Origin of the sequence: Streptomyces sp. R-07, assembly GCF_049913175.1 — a bacterium.
Lineage (GTDB): Bacteria > Actinomycetota > Actinomycetes > Streptomycetales > Streptomycetaceae > Streptomyces.
On sequence record NZ_CP183978.1, the window covers coordinates 7,722,505 to 7,742,127 of the forward strand.

The window sequence follows — 19,623 nt, forward strand, 5'->3', positions numbered from 1 at the left end:
CTGCTCACCGCCTCCGCCGGGCAGTTCGAGATCGCCCGACGGGACGCCTTCGACTCGGTCGCCGCCCTCTCCCGCGCCCGCGCCCTCGCGTACGACGCGAACGCCGACGAGAGTCGCTACCTCCTCGACCCGACCCGGCGCTCCGCCTACGAGCAGAGCTTCCTCGCCAAGTCGCAGCAGCTGTACGGAGTGAAGGGCGCGTACCTCTCGTCGTACGACGCGAAACTCGGCGCGACCTGGGCGCGATACCGGGCCGACGACGAGGACCGGGTCTTCACGGGCGAGTTCGGCCGGGAGCTGGACAACATCACCTTCACGGGCGAACGGACCGCCGCCGAACGGACGGTCGAGACCTACTCCGTCTACCAGCGCGACGACCGCACGATCCGGTCGTTGGTCGCGCAAGGCAAGGAGCGAGAGGCGATCGTCTTCTGCATCTGCTGGGAACCGGACAAGTCCAACGCCCACTTCGGAGCCTGGATGAAGGCGCTGGACGACGTGACCGGCATCAACCAGGCCGCGTTCGACCGTGCGGTACGGGACGGACGGGACGCCGAGGCCGACAGGCTGCCCTGGGCGGTCGGGGCATTGCTGGCCGCCGGCGTCCTCGTCGTACTCGGTCTGCGCCCCCGCCTCGCCGAGTTCCGTTGACCGGACACCCGACCGCAACTCTCCGCGCTCCGGAACCCGATCCATACGAAACCCTGACGCCGAACTCCCGTACGACAGGGAACCGGGCGGACCCCGATCGGCAATCTTGGTTCATGTGACGTCAACCATCCATCTCCGCGTGCCATTTGGGCAGCGCTCCCAGCACATGGTGATCTGCGGCGACGACGGTCTCGCCCACCGACTCGCCATCGAACTCGACGCCGTATGCGGCGAGACGGTGACCGTGGTCCTGCCCTCGCGGCGCGACGCGTACGTGGCGGAGATCGCCGACCTGCACCGTGACCCGCGGTCGCCGGTCGAGTTGCTGGTGTCGGCGAGGCCGGACGAGCAGACCCTGCGTGCGGCCGGTGTCGAGCGGGCCGCCGCCCTCGCGCTGACGTACGGAGACGATCAGGTCAACATGACCGCCGCGCTCCTCGCGCGCAGCATCAATCCGTCCATACGCCTGGTCATCCGCATGTACCACCGCGAACGCGGGCGCCATCTGGAGCGGCTCCTCGACCGGGCCGCCGAGGTCGGGGGACACGCGGACGACGCGTCCCTGGACGCCTCCACCACCGTCCTCTCCGACGCCGACACCGCCGTTCCGGAGCTGGTCTCGGCCGCCGCCGTCGGCCAGGGCCACACGCTCCAGGTCGAGGGCAAGGTCTTCCGAGGAGTCGTACGCCCAGCCGGGGCCCCTGGCCGGCCGACCGATCTGGCCACCCTCGCCGTGCTGTCCGGGGCGCACCAGGACGACCCGGCGAGCGAGGACAGTGCGGAGACGCCCGGCGAGGAGGGCACCCAGCTGCTGCCGGACACCCGCACGGCCTACCACCGCCAGTTCACCCATGGCCGGCTCATGCTCGAAGAGGTCACCCACCACCACGCCCCCGAGACCCCGAGGGCCTCCCGTGCCTACCGGGACCTGCTGTTCGGGCATCTGACCCACCTGCCGTGGAAGGTCTTCGTGTCCAAGGAGGTCACCGCCGTCTACGGGGCGCTGGCCGCGATCGTGCTCCTGCTCTCCGTGGTGACGGCCCTCGTCGTGGACGGCCCGCTGTGGAAGGCCGTGTACCTGCCGCTGCTCGACATCTTCACCATGGGGGACCCGGCGACCGACGAGGAGCCGGCCCGCCGGATCCTGCAGCTTGTCGCCGGTTTCGTCGGACTCGCGATCCTCCCGCTGGTCGTGGCCGCCACCATGCACGCCACGGAGGCCTTCCGCGCCGCTTCCGCGAACCATCCGCCGTCCAAGGACCTGAGCGACCACATCGTGCTGGTCGGACTCGGCAAGATCGGCACACGGGTCCTGGCCCGCCTCGGCACCACCGATCACAAGATCGTGGCCGTCGAGCGGGATCCCCGCGCCCGCGGGGTCGCACTCGCCCGCGAGCTCGGGATACCCCTCCTCCTGGAGGACGCCGCCGCGCCCGGTGTCCTCGACCAGGCCCGCATCGGGCGGAGCAAGTCCCTGCTCGTCCTCACCCGGGAGGACAGCGAGAACCTGGACATCGTCATGGCCGCCCGCGAGATCAACCCGGGCATCCGGGTGGTGATGCGGCTGTACGACGACGACTTCGCGGCCACCGTCTCCCGGACGATGCGTGCCTCGTACCCCGCCGCCCTGACCCGCAGCCGGAGCGTGTCCGCGTTGGCCGCCGCGTCCTTCGCCGCGGCGATGATGGGCCGGCACGTGCTGGGGGTGATGCCGGTCGAGCGCGGCTCGCTGCTGTTCACGGTGGTCGACGTGGCCGGCCACCCGGAGCTGGAGGGGCGCTCGATCCACGACGCGTTCCGTGAGAACGAGTGGCGCGTCCTGGCCGTCGGCGCCGCGGGCGCCCGGTTCTCCTCGTCCTCGATGGACACGCTCGCAGGTCTGCGGCTCGACCCGCAGGGCCTCGACTGGCGCCCGCCGCACGGGCGGGTCCTGCGCGCGGCGGACCGGGTCGTCCTGGCGACGACCCGGCGGGGGCTGGACTTCCTGATGACAGGGGTGCGGCCGCACCCTCCGGGGCGGAGGACCTGAGCGTCGCGGGCAGGGGAGGGACGGCCGTCGACCCGCGCCGCTGCGGGCCGTGCGGCCCCCGCTACCACGTCCTGCCCAGCCACCCGGGCACGACCCGGATGGGCAGCGGCAGGCACAGGGCGGGGTTCGGCACCCAGCAGCTGCAGAGAACCATCGCGGTGGCGATCACTCTTGTGGCAGGTGAGGCGTGACCGTCCCCTTCCCATGCGGCCCGACGGGGGCGGTGACCTCCGGCCAGGGGATGGAAGCGGTGGGCCGGTCCGCGGTTCCCAGCCGACCTGCGAGGTTGGGCCTGCAGGCAGCGGTGGCCGGTTCCGCCGTAGGCGACCTGATCGCCCACTGCCTATGCGATGCCGGCCTGCCAACTGGCCGACGCCGCAGGGGGAGGAGTAGAGGTGGGAGACGGCTACGAGGCGGCGGCGGTGCCGTAGATCTTGAGTTCGTAGAGCGAGTAGCCGTACGGAGTGCCCCGCTGGGTGCCGTACATCCGCACGTAGCGGGCGTTGCCGCTCACGGTCAGTTCGTCGGTCCCGCCGTCGCCGCTCGCGACGGTGGCGAGGTCGGTCCAGGACGTGCCGTCGGCAGACGACTGGATCTTGTACGCGGAGGCGTACGCGACCTCCCAGTCGAGCCGTACTCGGGAGAGCGCTGCGGTGGTGCCGAGATCGACGGCGAGCCACTGGGGATCGATGCCCTCGGCGGATGCCCAGCGCGTACCGGTCTGGCCGTCGACGGCCCTGCCGGGCTCGTAGCCGGTGCCCTCGGTCGAGGAGGCGGTGGCCGGTCTGCCCTGGGAGAGCAGGGTCTCGGTGCCCGGCGCCGCGGCAGTGGTGACGGAGAGGGCCGTGGAGGGGGCGGAGCGGTTGCCGGCGGCGTCCTTGGCCCGGACGGTGTAGCTGTAGGCGGTGGCGGCGGCGAGGCCGGTGTCGGTGTAGGTGGTGCCGGTGACCGAGCCGACGAGGGCGGTGCCGCGGTAGACCTCGTACCCGGTCACGCCGGTGTCGTCGGTGGCCGCGTTCCAGACCAGTGAGACGCTGCCGGCGGTGGTGCCGACCGTCCGCAGACCGTCCGGGACCGTCGGTGCCTGGGTGTCGGTTCCCGGCGTGCCGGCGGTGAGCTGATACGCGCGCATGTTCCGCAGCAGCAGGTAGGTGTCGTGCAGGGAGCCGGAGGTGTCGCCGAGGGAGCGGTAGATACCCCACTTGGGGCGGACGCGGTCGTCGAGGAAGGTGTCGACGCCGGTTCGGGTCGCGTCGACGATCGTGGTGCCCGCGCTCTTGACCACCCAGCGGACGGATCCGGCGGTGCCGTCGCCGATCTTCATCTCGTACTCGATGTCGATCCACTTGTTCTGCAGCGGTTCGAGGTTGGTACGGCCGACCAGGACGTCCCCGGCGATGACCTTGTGTTCGATGGTCTGCACGCCGTCGACCCTGCGCAGCGAGGTCACGGTGATCGGGGAGGAGCCCGTACCGGGCTGCTTGGTCTGCATGATGTGAGTGAAGCTGGTCGTCGCCATCAGCGAACCAGGGATGTACATCGAGTACGTCACCCGCCAGGTCTCCCCGAGCTTCCACTGGAGGGAGGAGGAGGACGAGATCCGGTTTCCGGTGACCTCGTGGCGCTGCCGGTCGGTGGAGGTGTCTCTGTCGACCATGTGCATGTCGAAGCGGTAGGCGTCGCCGGCCACCTTGATGTGCGGCCCGCCCTCCGGGTGCGAGTCGGCGCGGTCGTCCTCGATGGTCTCGAAGGCGCCGAGACCCTGGACGGCGGGATCAGGGGCCCAGCGGAGCGCCCAGGTCGGAGCCGCTTCGGCGGAGGTGGAGGGGAGGCCCGGACCGAACAGCCCCAGGGCCAGTGCGGCCAGAAGAGCGGCCATCGAACGCCGGCGTGTCATGTGTCACCCTTCAACGAGATCGTCTGGTACGGGCCACGCGCGCGGGTACGTCAGCAGGTGCCGCCGTCCGGCGGCCGCCGCGGCGGCGTGCTTGCCGCAGGTCCCCGGCGTGCCGGGTTGTGCGGGCCGGGCCCCGGGCCCCCGGGCCGCCGTGGGCGGCCCGGGGCGGAGGAGGGCGCCCCGGGCGGACAAGAAGGTGCGCGTCGCCGTCACGCGGTGATGGAGAAGGACTCCCCGTAGACGCTCCAGTACAGCGGGGTGTTGAGGTAGAGGTTGCCCTCGTTGAGGAACCTGCGCTGCGCGGTGCTGACCCGTGTGGTGTCGCTGTGCGCCTCCTCCTTGCGCATCTCCGCCTCGCGCTCGTCGAGGAAGGCGTTCAGGAACGTGACCTCGTTCCCGCCCTGGGACGGCGGCTTCGCCCGGGAGACGGCCCGCGAGCGGATGGCGCGGAAGCCGTCCTCGCCGTGCATGACAGCGGCGTCGTAGTAGGCGAACTGGCCGAGCGTCTTCAGGCCGTCCGTCTTGGCCTGGCCGACGGCCGGATTGAAGTAGACACGGTCGCGCTCCTCCTCCTGGGTCTGGCGGAAGACGGCGTCCTGGGCGGCGGTGCGCCAGGCATTCTCGAAGGACGTGCCCAACCCGTCGTGCGAATCGGTGCCGTTGACCTCGCGCAGCGCCGGCAGATAGGGGGCCAGCGGGTTGCCGGGCTTCTTCTGGGTGTAGCGCTCGACGAGGTCGAGCATGTCGCCGGTGCCGGAGCAGAAGCCGATGATGCCCGCCGTGTAGCCACGGCCGTCATCGATGTCCTCGATATAGGCGAACTGCGCGTGCCAGTCCAGGGAAGAGTTCTCGAAGGAGGACACCAGTTTCATGGCGATCTCCTTCTTGTACGGGTCGTCCAGGGGTGCGGTGGCGGACGGCGGGGGTGTGGTGGGGCTGGGAGTCGTGGTCGAGCCGCCGTAGACCCCGATCTCGTAGAGGGAGTAGCCGTACGCGGTGCCGCGCTGTGTGCCGTAGACGCGCAGGTAGCGTCCGGAGCCGCTGACGGCGAAGTCGTCGGTGGCGCCGTCGCCGGTGGTGGTGCTGTAGACCTGCCGCCAGGTGGAGCCGTCGTCGGACAGCTCGACGCGGTAGGACTTCGCGTACGCCGCCTCCCACTTGAGCACGACCTGGCCGACGTCGGTCACCGAACCCAGGTCGATCCGGATCCACTGGTTGTCGACGCCTTCGGCGCTCGCCCAACGAGTGGAGGTGGAGCCGTCGACGGCCTTGGCGGGCTCGAGGCCGACGCCCTCCACGGAGGAGGCCGTGACGGGCTTGCCGAGGGCGAGGTTCGTACCGGCGGCGGACGCGGGTGTGAGCCCGATGAAGCCGGCAGCCAGACCGCCGGCGAGGGCGGTCGCGGCGATCGCCTGCCAGAGCAAGGTATTTCTGCGCATGACTGTGCCCTTTCTGTTCAGGGAGTAGGCCTGGAGGGAGGGGCGGGGGGGCAATGGTGCGGCGGGGTCCCTGCCTGACGCCGTACTGGGGGCGGCTGCCGAACGGTCCCCAGAGGGGCTCTCGACTCGACCGGAAGGGGTGGCGACGGAGGTGGCGTCGGACGCCGGCCCGAACGGGAGGGCAGAGAACCGGAATTCGGCCTGGTCCTCTCGTTGCACGGGCGGCTCCTTCGGGCTGAAAGATTAGGAAAGCTTCCTAACAGACCGGCTGGTGTGACAGTAGGGCTGTCGTCGCGCAGGGCGCAAGACCCTTACTGAAAAAGGGAGTTGATGCAGCCGTGCAAGGAGCGCCGGCCCTGGCGGAAGCCGCATGTCCTGCTGCATTTGGGCTGCCGCTCACGCTGACTTTCTCGAAGAGCGTGACCGGTGCCGCGCTGCGCTCGGCATGGCGCCCCGCCCGACGGCCTCAGATGCTGACGGCGATGCCGGCGGCACTTCAGCGAGCGCTCATCGTCCACGAGACCCGGCAGGGGCCGTGACCACGCGGAACGCCTCGGTGTCCGTGACACCGGCAGGATGGGGCACCGCGGCCCGCTCCGCCAGTTCGAGCAGGACCGCCTTCGTGGCGCGAAGTTCAGCCGGGTGATCTTCGATGTCACGGACATGCCGGTCGATGAGCCGTTGCATGGGCGCACGGCGTTTCGGCGGCACCGTGCGGAGCGAGCACGGACCGGCTTTCCACCGCTGGGACGCCGGACAATCTTGTGGAGCGGCTGAGGACAGGGCTCCCGACTCCGACCGTGGGCGTGCTGGATGTGCCCGAAGGGGGGCGGCCGCCGTCCGCCGGCAGTGGAACCCTGACGGCCTTCTGGTCAACGGCCGACGGACGCCGGTGGCCGGTTCGCTCGACGGCTGCGCAGCCTCTGCTGTCGCCGTGTGTCGCCGTGTGTGCCTTATCCCAGGGCCGCGGTCTGGTCGTCCAGCAGGTCCAGCAGCGGTGCCCGATGGAGGGCGGCGATGGGTTCGAGCAGGTCGGGGTGGCGCAGCAGGGGCGCGGCGTCGTGTTCGTGGTTGCTGGGGCTGGTGAGCCGCGTGAGCTCGCCGGCCTGGCCGCGGTCGGCGAGGTGGTGGGCGTCGGCGGCGAGGGCGGGGGCGGCGAGGAGGCAGGCGGCCCAGCTGACGACGGTCTCGTCCACCCAGGTGCGCCAGGCGTCGTCGGCGTCGTCGCCGTGATCGGCGCCGGTCAGCCAGTCCAGCCGCGCGCTTCCGCCCGGGCCGAGGAGGCACAGGATCTCGGCGTCGATCGCGGTCGGGTACCGCAGCGCGGCGGCAAGGGTGACGGCCTGCTGGGCCTGGGCCTCGGCCAGGGCCCGGCTGAATGCGCCCGGGGCGGGTGGGAAGGCGTTCAGTAGCCAGCGGGTGCCGGCGGCTATGACGGGTGCGAGATCGGCGGACACAGCGGCTTCCTCGGGGGGCGTGCTCGCCCCGGCCCGTACCCGGGCCTGCGAGCTGCGGCGCGAAGCTGCGCCGCTCCGCTGGTGGCCGACCAGCGTAGCCCGGAGCGGCAGGCGTGCGGCATGACGCACGTCACCGTCCATCCAGGGCGGCGGATCCGTACGCGGGTCCGCCGCCCTGGCCCGGGGCTCAGGACTTGCCGCGGCCCGTCACGAAGTCGCGAGCCCGGTCCACCAGGCCGGCGCCCGGTGCGAGGAGCTTGCTGGCCATGGGGCTGCTCGGTGCGGCAGGGTGCGGCCGGGTGGGCGCCATGGCCTTGGCGCGACGGATCTTGTCACCGAGATCGTCCAGCTGCTGCGGAGTGCAGGCTCGCTTCAGCATCGGGAACAGGTTGCTCTCCTCGTCCTGTACATGGGCGGTGACCTCTTCCATGAGCTGCTGCAGAAGCGGCCTCATCTGCGCGTCGTCGGTACCCATCTTCTCCAGCCGCTTGAGCATCTTCTCGACGCGGCCGTGGTCCTCGATCTCCTTGTCCGCCACCGGCCCGCCGCCCTCCACGTGCTCGCGCACGGCCGGGTAGAGATACTGCTCCTCGGCGACCGAGTGCCGCACCAGCTCGATGGTGAGCTCGTCGATGAGATCGCGGAGCTCCTGCCCGGTACCGGTCATGGCCTGCACCCGGGCGAACATCTGCTCCACCTCCCGGTGGTCGGCCATCAGCTCGTCGATCACGTTTCCGCCGTGTCCCATGTCTTCTCCGTGCGTCTTCGTGGGGTGGTGGGGCCGCTCCGACCCGCCCCGATCGGTTCCCCGCCCGACCCGGGGGCGCCCGGCCGCACCGGGAGTCTCACCCGCTCGGAGGAGGCAGAGGCCCCGAGCCGGGACGGCGCGCGAGGCATAAGGAGGATGTTTCACCGCCCAACGTGCGGGCCGCTTCGGCCATTTCCTCGAGCGGGCTGCCGCCGTCCGACCAGTCGGGGGCAGGCGGCAGTCCCCGGTGCTCGCGGCCGCGAGGTCCCAGCCCGCACGGGCTTCCGGATCGGCCTCCGGCCGCAGTCGTGCGAGGTACCGCGGTACCGCACCGGTCGATGCCTGGGAGGCCACTTCAGCGGTGACCGGGCCCACCCCGCGCAGTCGGATGGCATGGGCGGCGCCCACCGGGTCCGGTGGCAGGTCGCGCACGGCGTCGGCTGCCGTGTGGAAGGCGATTCGGCGCAGGGCTTCGTCCGGGGTCACGGCAGGGGGGTTCCGCCGGTGGCGTTGACGATCTCGCCGGTGATGTGGGAGGCCTGGTCGGAGGCGAGGAAGACGTAGGCGGGTGCCATCTCCGCCGGCTGTGCGGGCCGGGCCGGCGGCGACTGCTCGCCGAACTTGGTCGGGTGATCGCCTCGATCCCGTCCGGCTGGGCCATCTGGTAGGCGGGGTTCGGCTACCCCGATGGTCTGGCCGCATCCCGCCCCCCATGGGGATACCGCGTCTGCCCCAGCGGGCGGCTGCTGGTCAGCGGATCCGGGCTCGGCCATTTCCGGCGGTGTCGCTCTGCTTCGAGGCTGTCGGGCAGGACCTTGTTGGCCATGCCCTGTGCCCGGGCATCAAGGCGGTGACGGTCAGGTCCGTGTCCTTGAGCTCGTTCTGGAGCGCCTGCGAGAACGACTGCAGGAACGACTTCGAGGCGTTCGCTGCGGCAGGCGGCTGCCACCCGCCGGTGCCCGTCCTCCTCGAAACGAGTCTCGGTATCCCGGAGCCACGCCACCGGCTCGCCTGATCCGTCTGCGACGGCCGCCTCGGCCACCACCCGCCGCGTGTGGCCCCGCCACCTCGGCACATGCGCCGGGCGGGCGTCCCCGCACGGAGTCGGCGTCTGCCGCCTCGGGGCGACGACGACCCAGCGAGAACGCGACGGCCGATGGCTCAGGTCACCGTCGGGCCGGTCGTGTGCGGATGCCGGGCGTGCCAGCGCGCGTAGGCGGGGGTGGCGGCGCGGATGTCCCGGTAGCCGGCCGCGACCCGGCGCAGAATGTCCTCGCCATGGCGCGCGAGTGGGCCGTCGCGGTGCCAGGCGAGCACGTGGCGGTACCACAGCGGGTTTCCGACCAGGGGGCGTACGGCCGTGCCAGGGGCCTCGGCGAAGGTGGCCTGGCAGAGGCTGACCGCCAGACCCGCGCGGACCAGCTCGATCAACGGTCGTCCGTCCGCCTCGTACGGGGCGTACGGACGGCGCTCGGCCGCCGCGCACACGGACCACCAGTACTCGCGGGTCCGGTCGCCGTCCGGCCGGGGTACCACCCAGTCCTCGTCCACGAGGGCGGCCAGCGGGACCTCCTCCCGTCGGGCCAGCGGATGTGAGGAGGGCAGCAGGGCGAACACCGGTTCGGTGATCACGGGTTGGAGCACTACTCCGTCGCGGTGCGGCAGTCGCTGGTCGGGGTGGTCACCGAGCACCGCCGCCTCCAGCCGGTCCGCCGCCAGCTCGTCGAGCAGCGTGACGGGGGAGTGCTGGCAGCGCGTCGACACCTGCGCGTCCGGCAGGACGGCCTTGACGGCCAGGACGAGTTGGCCGAGAAGGGGCGCACCGACCGAGCCGACCCGGACATGGTCGCAGGCGGACATCCGGCGGACCATCCGGGCGGTGTCGGTCATCAGGCCGTCGATGCCGGGGAGGACGGCACGGGCCCGGTCGAGCACCAGCTCACCGAACGGGGTGGCGACGACCCCTGCCTGTCCACGGGTGAACAGCACTCCGCCCAGCATGGCCTCGATACGGCGCAGTTGGGTGCTGAGCCCCGGCTGCGTCATCCCGAGCGAGGCAGCCGCGCGGGTGAGGCTACCCGCCTCGGCGATCGTGCAGAGCACGCGTAGATGACGCACCTCCAGATCCATGGCGCGGATGTTATGGACCGACGACAGCTTCCGGACACCCCTGCGTCACCACAAGCTATGTGAAATGTCACACGTCAATCAATCCACGAGAGGTCGTGATCGCGTGAGAACGCACCCTTCCCTCCGTTCCCCGCGTGTCGTGCACTGGGCGCCCCTCCTCGCGACGCTGCTGCTGCTCCTGGCCGGCACCGCGCCCCCGGCCCGCGCGGCCACGGACCCCGTATCCGCCTGCGCTCTGGACGGCACCACCGGCTGGACGGACGAGGGGCACGGCACGGACTGGTCCGTCTTCAAGCGCCCCGAGGGAACGGTCCGGGTCGGCATGATCTTCGTCGACTTCCCCGACGCGCCCGCCGTCGAAGCTCCCGCCGACGATGCCGCGCAGCTCACGCCCGGGGCCGACTGGCTCTGGAACGCTTCCCACGGCAGGGTCTGGCTCTCCATCACCCAGCACCGACAGTGGGTGCGGATGCCGCGCAACTCCACCGACTACGGCTTCGCACGCGGACTGACCCACGAGGCCCACGAGGCGTACGTCAGGGACGCGGTCGCCGCGGCTGACCCGCAGGTCGACTTCTCGCGGTACGAGATGGTGTACGTCGTCGCGACGCGTAAGGCCTCGGCGATCTCCTTCACGCCCACCTATGTGTACCAGCCCGGGACGGCGGGCGTCCGTGCCGACGGCACCCTGCTCAAGTGGGCCGTGACCTTCGGCCAGGACATGTGGCACTGGGGGCCCAAGCTGGTGGCCCACGAGACCGGCCACGCCTTCGGACTGCCCGACCTGTACGGCTTCACGGGTACCGACCCGCATCGTTTCGTCGCCGGCTGGGACGTCATGGGACTCATCGGCGGACCCGGATCGCAGTACCTGGCCTGGCACTCCTGGAAACTCGGCTGGACCGCGGACAGCCAGGTCGTGTGCCGTGCCTCGGCGGGCAGCGACACCGTGTACCTCACCGCGGTCGAGTACGGCGCCGGCACCAAGATGGCGGTGATCCCCACCGGTCCCCGTACCGCCTACGTGGTGGAGTCGAGACGGGCGGTCCAGGCGGACAGCGGCGCCTGTTCGACCGGTGCGCTGGTCTACAAGGTGGACACCTCCGTCCCTACCGGCCAGGGGCCGGTCCAGGTCTTCGACGCGAAGCCGGACGCCGTGCCCGCGACCGGCTGCCGGCCCCTGGACGACGCCCCCTTCTGGGTCGGTGAGTCGTTCGCCGACCCGACCGCCCGTGTCCGCATCGAAGTGCTCGGAGCCGACGGGTACGGGGAGACCGTCCGGGTCACCAAGTGGTAGCCCGTCGGTGAGACGTGTGCCCCGGGAGGACCGCTCGGTCGTGCCCGCCCGCTTCCCGCCTGGGGCGAGAGGGATGAGCGGCAGGCCGGGGCATAGCGCGGAGTTATGGGCGGCCGAGGGCTGCTCGTCCCCGGCGCCAGGGCGCACACTGCACTGCAATGTCACACCGCACAACCGGTCACCCGTGAACCGAGAAAGGGAACCGTGAACCCCGCCTACGCGACCGTCGAGCACACCTCCACCGTTCCCCTGGGCCACCGGGTGTCCGACGGACCCGCTCTGGAGATCTTCGCCCGCGAGGTGACCGACCCGGCCCGCGTGCACGACGAACTCCCCTGGCTGCTCTACCTCCAGGGCGGACCCGGCGGTAGGTCGCCTCGTCCGAGCGGTGGTTCACCCGACTGGCTGCTCCACGGCAGAAGACCCACCACACCCTCACCCACCTCTCTCAGACCCCCGAGGGACTGTGCGCCTGCTACGTGGCCGACGGCCCTCCCGGTCTCACCACCACCGCCGACGACGTCTACGCCCGCACCTACCCCCGCGTTCGCGAGCGGGTCCTCGACAACACGACGGCTTCCCCGCCTCCGGCGGCCGCGTGCCGGCCCGCCTGATGGGCCTCGTCGCCGGCCTCGCGTGACCCGCTTCCGCACCCCGTCCCCCTCCCTTGGCTCCGACAGGAGAGACATGCCCGCCCTGAGCCCCCGACAGCGTCCCCTCGCCGCGGTTGTCGCCCTCGCCTCGTGCCTCGCCCTCGCTCCCGCGGCCCACGCCGCCCCGCCCGCCCCCACGACTCCCTCGTCCGCCACGGCCGGCCGAGCCGCCGACTGCGCGCTGCCCGGCCGGACCGGCTGGACCGACGAAGGCCATGACACCGACCGTGTCCAGTTTCAGCCGGCCACCGGAACCCGGCGTGTGCTCAGCCTGTTCGTCGACTTTCCCGACGCGCCGGCCACCGACGCCACCGAGCCGTACGCCGCCCACCTCGCCCCCGCCGCCGACTGGATGCGGAGGGCCGGCCATGGCCGCCTGCACCTCTCGATGGACGCGCTGCACCAGTGGATCCGTATGCCCGCGGACTCGACCACGTACGGGTTCGCACGCGGCCTCAGTTTCGAGGCGCACGAGAAGTACGTGCGCGACGCGATCGCCGCCGCCGACCCGTACGCGGACTTCTCCCGCTACGACATGGTCTACGTCGTCCCCAACCGGACCGCGGCAGCGATCCCGTTCTCCCCCACCTACCTGTACGACCCCACCACGCCGGGAGTGACCGCCGACGGGACCCGCATCAAGTGGGCCGTGACCTTCGGTCAGGACATGTGGCGCTGGGGCCACAAGGTCGTTGCGCACGAGACCGGCCACACCTTCGGCCTGCCCGACCTCTACTCCTTCACCGGCCCCACCCACCAGTACGTCGGCGGCTGGGACGTCATGGGCGACATCGCGGGCGCGGCCCCGCAGTTCCTCGGCTGGCACTCGTGGAAACTGGGCTGGATCCGCGACCACCAGGTCGCCTGCCTCGCCGGACCAGGACGCCGCACCGTACGCCTGACCCCGGTGGAACGCCCCGGCGGAACCAAGATCGCCGTCCTGCGCACCGGCGAGACCACTGCTTACGTCGCCGAGTCCCGCCGCCCCGAGCACAACGACGCCTCCGCCTGTTCGAGCGGGGTCCTCATCTACAAGGTCGACTCCGCGGCCCTGACCGGAGAGGGCCCGGTCAGGATCATGAACGGCAACCCGGCAGCGGCTCCGCCGGCCGGCTGCACCCCGCTCGACCTTGCGGCGTACACGCCGGGCCAGACCTTCACCGACCCGGACACCGGGGTCCGCATCGACGTCCGCGCGGGCGGCCCGTCAGGAGACGTGGTCACGCTCAGCGCCACCTGAGCGCCACCGGCCCGCGCGGCCTGCCCGCGGCATTCTCGACGGTTCGGCCGGTAGTGCACAGCGAGCCCGGGGCGTTCCAGGTCCCCCGGGAACCAGCAGCGTCAGATGCGTCGGCAGCGGGCATTTCGCGTACGTCTGCCCAGCAGCGGCTTGGCCCCCCACACCCGCCCACGCATGAGGAATGCGTCGACGCCCAGCTGTACGGGCCGGGCGGGGCGGGGTGCAGGGGAGTAGCCGGTGCCCGGCTGGAGGGTGAGTGCGGCGGCCGGCAGCGCGAAGAGGGGTCGAGTTCCGTGTCCGGCCGTCGTTCGGTGAGCATGCCTCGCCTTCGAGTGACCCGATTCGTGATCTGATGCGGTCAGACCGTGCCGCTGTCGAATTCCCACTCGGATGGCCCGATGAGCGCTCCGCACACCCCCGCGCCGTTGCCCTCGCCCACGTCGGAACCGGAGCCGGAGCCCCGACACGCCGGATGGCTGGAACTCTTCTTCGATCTGGTCTTCGTCGCCGTTGTCGCCCAGCTGTCGCACGGTCTCCACGGCGACCCCGGGTGGCGCGAGTTCGGTGTGTTCCTCGGCCTCTACTTCCCGCCCTGGTGGATGTGGGCGAACCTCACGGTCTCCGCCAACCTCTTCCAGGACGACAGTGCCCGCCGCCGCGTCGTCATGCTGACCGCGATGCTGTGCCTCGCCGTGATGGCCGCCGCGGTGCCCGAGGCCGACGGGGACCGGGCCCCCGCCTACGCCCTCGGCTACGCGGGCACCCGCCTCGTGCTGCTCGCCCTGTGGTGGCCCGCCACCCGCTTCCCCGCGCCCCGCACGCTGCCCCGCTGGCGGCCGCTGACCTACTGTCTGCTCTCCGGGCTGCTCTGGGCCGGCTCGGCGGCGGTTCCGGCTCCCTGGCGCTACGGGGTGTGGGCCGCCCTGCTCCTGGCGGAGATGGTCCTGTTGCTGACCGCGCGCGGGCGAGGCATCCCGGGGCGGGTCCATACCGGGCACCTGGTCGAACGGGTCGGCCTCTTCGTGATCATCGTCCTCGGCGAGTCGGTGCTGGCCCTCATCACCGCCACGGACCACACCTGGACCGCCCGGGCCGGGATCGTGGCCGTGCTCGGATTCGTCCTGCTGGCCGCGTTGTGGTGGTCCTACTTCGACTTCGCCTCGACCGCGGCGGAGCGCGTCATCGGCACCGCCGGCACCCGCGAGGCCTATCTCCTCGCCCGCGACGTGGGCGGCTTCCTGCACTTCTTCGTCACCGCCGCCGTCATCTCCATGGCCGCCGGACTCGCCACGGCCGTGGAGGAGTCCAGCCTTGACCACCTGGCGAGGGGCGCGGTGTGGGCCCTCGCCGGCGGGTTGGCCGTCTATCACGGAGCGCACGCCCTGATCGCGCTGCGGTTCGGCCGGCCGCCGCGTGAGGTGGCGGTCTGGGCCCTGCCCGGGATCGTGGTCCCTCTCCTGGTGGTCCTCGGCGCGGACGTACTCGCGCCGTGGCTCGTGGTGTTGCTCCTCGCGGCGGAGGCCATCGCTCACCTGCTGTACGCGAAGGCCGCCCTGTCCCGCCGTGCGCCCGCCGGCACCTCCTAGCGAGTCCGTCCGGATGTGCGGCATGGCGCCGGGCCGTCCGCGCACCGACGGTCTGTAGGTTCACAGCCACAGCACGCGTGGGGGACGGAGAGGAGAGGCATGAGCAATCGCGGACGGGACGGCGCGACGAGCGTGTTTTCGGAGCCCGTTGTGGTCCTTCTGGAACCGAAGACGACGGCGGTCGTTCGAGGGGTTGTTCCGATGGATGGGCTGCGGGACTTCTTCGATACGTCGTTCGGGGCCCTGGCCAGGACCCTCGAGGCCCAGCGGATCGGCGTGCTGAGCCCGGCCTTCGGTCTCTACCACGGTGCATCCGGCGAGACGCTGAACTTGGAGGTCGGGTTCGTCACGGAGCGGCCGGTGCGGCCGGAGGCCGGGGTCGTGGCCGGCCGGCTGCCCGGAGGCCGGGTCGCCCGTCTGACGCACTTCGGATCGTTCGACGGCCTCGGGACGTCCTGGGAACGCCTCGGTTCCTGGATGCGGGAGCGCGGAATGACCGCCGGCGAGGACAGATGGGAAACGTACGTCACTCAGCCCACCCCGGACATGGACCCACGCGACCTGCGCACCGAGCTCAACTGGCCGGTGGTGGACTGATCCTCCCCTGTGCGGCACGACCGTTCTCACCGCCACAGGAGGGAGTCGTCGCCCGCCGACGCCGAGCGCGTCGCGGTCCGCGTAGTGACGGTACGGGGCCGTCGCCGACCCACCGGGCCAGTCTTGACGGCGCTCCGCGGCGCGGGCCGCGCGTCCGGTGTCAATCCTGTGGAACGCGAGGTGGCGTGCCGCGCGGTGCACTACGGTCTCGTGTGTCGAACACGGTGACGAACGGGGACGGTGGGATGTTGGCGGAGGGGCTGGTCGCGCTGGCCGCGGCCGGAGGCGTGGCGGTCGTCCAGGCGGCCGGGACCAGCGCCTGGCAAGGCTTGCAGGAGTCGGTCGCGCAGTGGTTCGCCCGGGGCGACGGGGAGCGTGAGCGCGTCGAGCTGGAACGGCTCGACCGAAGTGCGGCCGCGCTCGAAACCGCACAGGACGACGAACGGGTCGGCGTGCGCAGCGGCCAGCAAGGAGCCTGGCAGGCCCGCTTCGAGCAGGCGCTGGAGAACCTGAGCGACTCAGAGCGCGAGGAGGCCGCCGAGATCCTGCGGGCCCTGTTGCAGACCCACGCCCCGGCGGACGGAGCGGAGGCGCCCGCCGACGGCCCGACGATCCGCGGCAACGTGGACATCCGGGCCGATCACGGTTCCGCGGCAGCGGTGCAGATGCGTGACGTCACCGTCGGAACCCCTCCGCAGCCGGGTCCGCAGCAGGGCTGAGCGGGCTCGGAGGCGGTCAGGCCCCGCACGTCACGGCAGGCGTCGTCATCTCGGCCACCACGGGTGGATTCGCGGTCGGGCACGCCGACAACATCACGTACTACGCCTCCGCACCGGAGCCCGGGGACGGTCACCGTGCCACGCGAACGGGCGGCCCCGATCACCGGCTCGGCTCGTACCTGCGAGCCGTCCGGTCGGCAGCCGATCAACTTCCGCATCCTGGGCTGGCGCCGGAGCTCGACGCGCCGTCACTGGCCGATGTCTACGTGCCGCGGCGCACCTCGGCCCGCGACGCGCGGGCTCCCGCGGCCGCCGAACAGGTCTTCACCGGCGACGGCCCGATCCGGGTCCTGCTGGCCGGACCGGGCCACGGCAAGTCGACGCTGCTGCGGCAGCACCTGCTGTCCGCCTCCCGGCACCTGCTCGCGACGGAGGCCGAACCCGCTTCCTCGGCACTCGCCTTCCCGGTGCTGATCCGGGCCGGCGACCTGGTCGGTGCGCCCCTGCTGGCGCCCGCCCTGGCGCACGCGGTGACCGAGGAGTACGGACCCTTCGGGCTGCGCGAGGCGTTGACCGAGGACTTCTTCCGCTGCCCTCCACGTCTCGGCGCGCGATGGCTCGTGATGGTCGACGGCCTTGATGAAGTGCCCGACCGGACGTCCCGGCTGTCCCTCCTCGACCGCCTCGCCCGCGAAGCCGGGCAGACGGACACGCCCTACCGGTTCCTCGTTGCGACCCGCCCCCTGCCCGGCGGCGAACTCGACCGGCTGCCCCGCACCGCGGGCCGCTTCACGCTGGAGCCCTTCACGGACGACGACGTGCGCACCTACGTGTACAAACGTCTGCACGCTCTGCCTGATGCCGACCGTCACGTCCGGGCGTTCCTGCACAGTGTCCGCCGGACCCGGCTGGAGGAACTGGCCCGCATCCCGCTGATGACCGCGATGCTGTGCCATCTGTACGAGGCCGACACCGATAGCCCCTTGCCCGACGGCCGGGCCGGAGTCTTCCGGTCCTTCGTCGAACTGCTCTACGAGGAGAACGTCCACAAGGGCGTCAGCGACCTGCACGACCGTGCCATCCACACCCTGGTCAGCCGCTATCAGATCCCGGAGGACCGCCGCACCGTCGAGAAGGCCGCGGAGCACACCCGGGAACACCTGCTGGTCCTCATCGATCACCTGGCCCACGAAAGGATCAGCGGGAACGGGGCTCCGGCCACCGCGATCCTCACCGCGCACCCGCACGCCCGCCGGCCGGACAAGGTCAAACCACCGCTGTGGGACGCGCTACTGGCCTCGCTGCTGCGCTCCTGCGGCCTGTTGGCCGGCCAGGGCGGCGACGTCGAGTTCCTGCACCGCACGCTCCTGGAGTACCACGCCGCGCGTCATGCCACCCGCGACCCTCAGGCCCGCACGCTGCTCTTCGACCGACTGTTTCCCGCACAGCGGCTGCGCGACAGACTGCGCCGGGCGAGGCGGCGTACGTCCGGCATCAAGCCCCTGGATCCGCTGGGCCTGGAACCGTCCTACCTGGGCTTCCTTCTCGACGCTCTGCTGGCCTCGCAGGGGCCGCTGGCGACGGCCACGCTGCGAGCCATGGAGGACCTGTTCGGATCCGCCGAGATCACCGGATACCACTTGCTCAAGGCGCAACTCCAGCTCGGTAGCGGAATCCCGCGGCCGAAGGCCGCACAGTGGCTGACCGCGTTCGCGAACAACCCCGCCGTGGACGACCGCAGTCGGGTGGAGGCCTCCTGGGACCTCGCTGAGCTGGAGGGACACGTCGATGACGGCGCGCGGCTGCTGACCCGTCTCGCCGGTGACCGCGCGCTGCAACCGGACCACCGCAGTTGGGCCGCCGAGATCCTGGCCGGGCTGGAGGGCCACGAGACGGCCGGTGTCACGCTGCTCCTCCAGCTCATCGAGGACCTGGCACCGGACAACGATCCCTACAGCCTTTTCGGCACAGCCCGGGTGCTGGCCCGGCTCGACAGCCATGGCTTCCTCGGGGTGCAGCTGCTGACCGAGTGCGCCATGGACCCCGGGAGCGGGGACACCCTTCGCTGCATGGCGGCCCACGCTCTCACCGAGCTGGACGGGCACCGCGAGTCCGGTGCCGCTCTGCTGCTCGACCTCGCCCAGTACGGTTCCGTCACCGCTGCCCGCTACCTGTCCGAGATGGGCGAGCGCCACCGGGAGGACGGAGTGGGCCTGCTCACCGCGATCGCGGGAGACAGCGCCACGACACCGGATGACCGGGCGAAAGCTGCCGTGGCACTGGCCGGGGCGGCCGGCTACCAGGACCGCGCCGTCCGCCTGCTCACCGAGCTGGCCCGGGAGTCGCTGCCCGGAAGCCACTCCTGTCTGACGGCCGCCGAGAGACTGGCCGAGGTGGACCCCGAAGCGGCCGCGGAACTGATCCTGCCCGTCCTGACCGGCCGTAGCCTCCATCCGGACAACCGGCTGCGCGCGCTCCGGCTATTGACACGCTCCACCAGCCACCAGGGCGAGGCTGCTCGACCGCTCGCCGGCATCGCAGCCGACAGGACCAAAGAGGCGCATCGCCGCATAGACGCCGCTGCGGCGCTGGCCGAGCTGGACGGGCACCGCGAGGAAGCGGTCGTCCTGCTCCTCGGCATCGCCCGGGACGGCGGCGTCCAGGTTTGGGACCGGATCACCGCGGCCTCCAAACTGGCCGAGTTCGGAGAAGAACGCTCGGCCGAACTCCTTTCGGCCTTCTCGGCGGACCCCACGATTCCCTCGAACGACAGGGCTTTTGCCGCGCGTTCCCTGGCCATGCTGGGAGTCCACCGTGCCGCAGGCTTGCGGTTCCTGGCCGCGTTGGCCAACGACCCCCTGGCCGACAAGGCGCATCGGACCAACGCTGCGACCTCGCTGACCACTCTCGACCTGTACCGGGTCCGTCGATGACATGTGCCCGGATGATCGGCAAGGAACGGCGCAGCGGCACTCTCGTCGCCCACCGTGGCGCCGCCCGGAACGGGCCGGTCCCGCTTCAGCCATGGTGGGCGCGCGGGGTGCGGTCCCCTGCGTAACCAGCGGCTCCGCCTGGACCGACGACATCAGCCACGGCGCACTGGTCCACACCAGCGCCGATCAGACCGTGACCGTCGACCCGAGAAACCCGCAGTTGTGCGGCCCGTGGGATCGTTGATCG

Annotated in this window: 15 protein-coding genes and 2 pseudogenes; 10 read left to right on the forward strand and 7 right to left on the reverse strand. The window is 71.5% G+C overall.

Translation table 11 applies throughout. The features are described 5' to 3' along the window. Nucleotides 1-189 precede the first annotated feature (189 nt). Together ACN9M0_RS35195 and ACN9M0_RS35200 are read left to right on the forward strand one after the other, a co-directional pair. The gene (locus tag ACN9M0_RS35195) at nt 190-651 is read left to right on the forward strand and encodes a hypothetical protein (protein WP_426404896.1); all 462 of its coding nucleotides are present in this window, start codon (nt 190-192) and stop codon (nt 649-651) included. 139 nt (nt 652-790) lie between these two features. Continuing rightward, complete coding sequence (locus tag ACN9M0_RS35200; RefSeq protein ID WP_426404897.1) at nt 791-2,680, forward strand: NAD-binding protein; 1,890 nt, start codon at nt 791-793, stop codon at nt 2,678-2,680. A gap of 406 nt (nt 2,681-3,086) precedes the next feature. Here the strand turns inward: ACN9M0_RS35200 and ACN9M0_RS35205 are convergent, their stop codons facing one another. The 7 genes and pseudogenes from ACN9M0_RS35205 to ACN9M0_RS35235 all read right to left on the reverse strand — a co-directional run bounded on the left by ACN9M0_RS35205 (nt 3,087) and on the right by ACN9M0_RS35235 (nt 10,351). Continuing rightward, nucleotides 3,087-3,812, reverse strand: coding sequence for a discoidin domain-containing protein (locus ACN9M0_RS35205; RefSeq protein WP_366039365.1), 726 nt, complete (start codon nt 3,810-3,812; stop codon nt 3,087-3,089). Next, nucleotides 3,795-4,577: pseudogene (locus ACN9M0_RS35210) on the reverse strand (Tat pathway signal sequence domain protein); the annotation flags it as partial. The gene ACN9M0_RS35205 and the pseudogene ACN9M0_RS35210, both read right to left, overlap by 18 nt. A gap of 209 nt (nt 4,578-4,786) precedes the next feature. Continuing rightward, nucleotides 4,787-6,016 carry a chitosanase gene (locus tag ACN9M0_RS35215; RefSeq protein ID WP_426404898.1) on the reverse strand — a complete coding sequence of 410 codons (1,230 nt, stop codon included), beginning with the start codon at nt 6,014-6,016 and terminating at the stop codon, nt 4,787-4,789. 953 nt (nt 6,017-6,969) lie between these two features. After that, nucleotides 6,970-7,473 (reverse strand): hypothetical protein, encoded by a 504-nt coding sequence (locus ACN9M0_RS35220; protein ID WP_366039296.1) that lies wholly within the window; start codon nt 7,471-7,473, stop codon nt 6,970-6,972. Between the two features lie 187 nt (nt 7,474-7,660). Then, a complete protein-coding gene (locus tag ACN9M0_RS35225) occupies nt 7,661-8,221 on the reverse strand; it encodes a hemerythrin domain-containing protein (RefSeq protein ID WP_426404899.1) in 561 nt (186 codons plus the stop codon). 482 nt (nt 8,222-8,703) lie between these two features. After that, nucleotides 8,704-8,847, reverse strand: a pseudogene (locus tag ACN9M0_RS35230) (SDR family oxidoreductase); the annotation flags it as partial. Nucleotides 8,848-9,382: 535 nt separating this feature from the next. Further along, nucleotides 9,383-10,351 carry a LysR family transcriptional regulator gene (locus ACN9M0_RS35235; RefSeq protein WP_366039298.1) on the reverse strand — a complete coding sequence of 323 codons (969 nt, stop codon included), beginning with the start codon at nt 10,349-10,351 and terminating at the stop codon, nt 9,383-9,385. Between the two features lie 139 nt (nt 10,352-10,490). Here ACN9M0_RS35235 and ACN9M0_RS35240 point away from each other — a divergent pair, with 139 nt between their 5' ends. From ACN9M0_RS35240 to ACN9M0_RS35275, 8 genes are all read left to right on the forward strand, one after another. Next, entirely contained in the window at nt 10,491-11,648 is a 1,158-nt protein-coding gene (locus tag ACN9M0_RS35240) for a M6 family metalloprotease domain-containing protein (protein WP_426404900.1), read from the forward strand. 479 nt (nt 11,649-12,127) lie between these two features. Next, entirely contained in the window at nt 12,128-12,262 is a 135-nt protein-coding gene (locus ACN9M0_RS35245) for a hypothetical protein (protein WP_426404901.1), read from the forward strand. A 73-nt stretch (nt 12,263-12,335) separates the two neighbouring features. Next, nucleotides 12,336-13,541: a M6 family metalloprotease domain-containing protein gene (locus tag ACN9M0_RS35250; RefSeq protein ID WP_426404902.1), complete on the forward strand. Its 1,206-nt coding sequence runs from the start codon at nt 12,336-12,338 to the stop codon at nt 13,539-13,541. A gap of 398 nt (nt 13,542-13,939) precedes the next feature. Further along, a complete protein-coding gene (locus ACN9M0_RS35255) occupies nt 13,940-15,127 on the forward strand; it encodes a low temperature requirement protein A (RefSeq protein WP_426404903.1) in 1,188 nt (395 codons plus the stop codon). A 99-nt stretch (nt 15,128-15,226) separates the two neighbouring features. Continuing rightward, on the forward strand, nt 15,227-15,724 hold the full coding sequence (locus tag ACN9M0_RS35260) for a GyrI-like domain-containing protein (protein ID WP_366039304.1): 498 nt from the start codon (nt 15,227-15,229) through the stop codon (nt 15,722-15,724). A gap of 245 nt (nt 15,725-15,969) precedes the next feature. Further along, a complete protein-coding gene (locus ACN9M0_RS35265) occupies nt 15,970-16,443 on the forward strand; it encodes a hypothetical protein (protein ID WP_426404904.1) in 474 nt (157 codons plus the stop codon). 266 nt (nt 16,444-16,709) lie between these two features. Further along, complete coding sequence (locus ACN9M0_RS35270) at nt 16,710-19,376, forward strand: NACHT domain-containing protein (RefSeq protein WP_366039306.1); 2,667 nt, start codon at nt 16,710-16,712, stop codon at nt 19,374-19,376. A gap of 91 nt (nt 19,377-19,467) precedes the next feature. After that, on the forward strand, nt 19,468-19,620 hold the full coding sequence (locus tag ACN9M0_RS35275) for a non-reducing end alpha-L-arabinofuranosidase family hydrolase (RefSeq protein ID WP_426404905.1): 153 nt from the start codon (nt 19,468-19,470) through the stop codon (nt 19,618-19,620). The last annotated feature ends 3 nt before the right edge of the window (nt 19,621-19,623 follow it).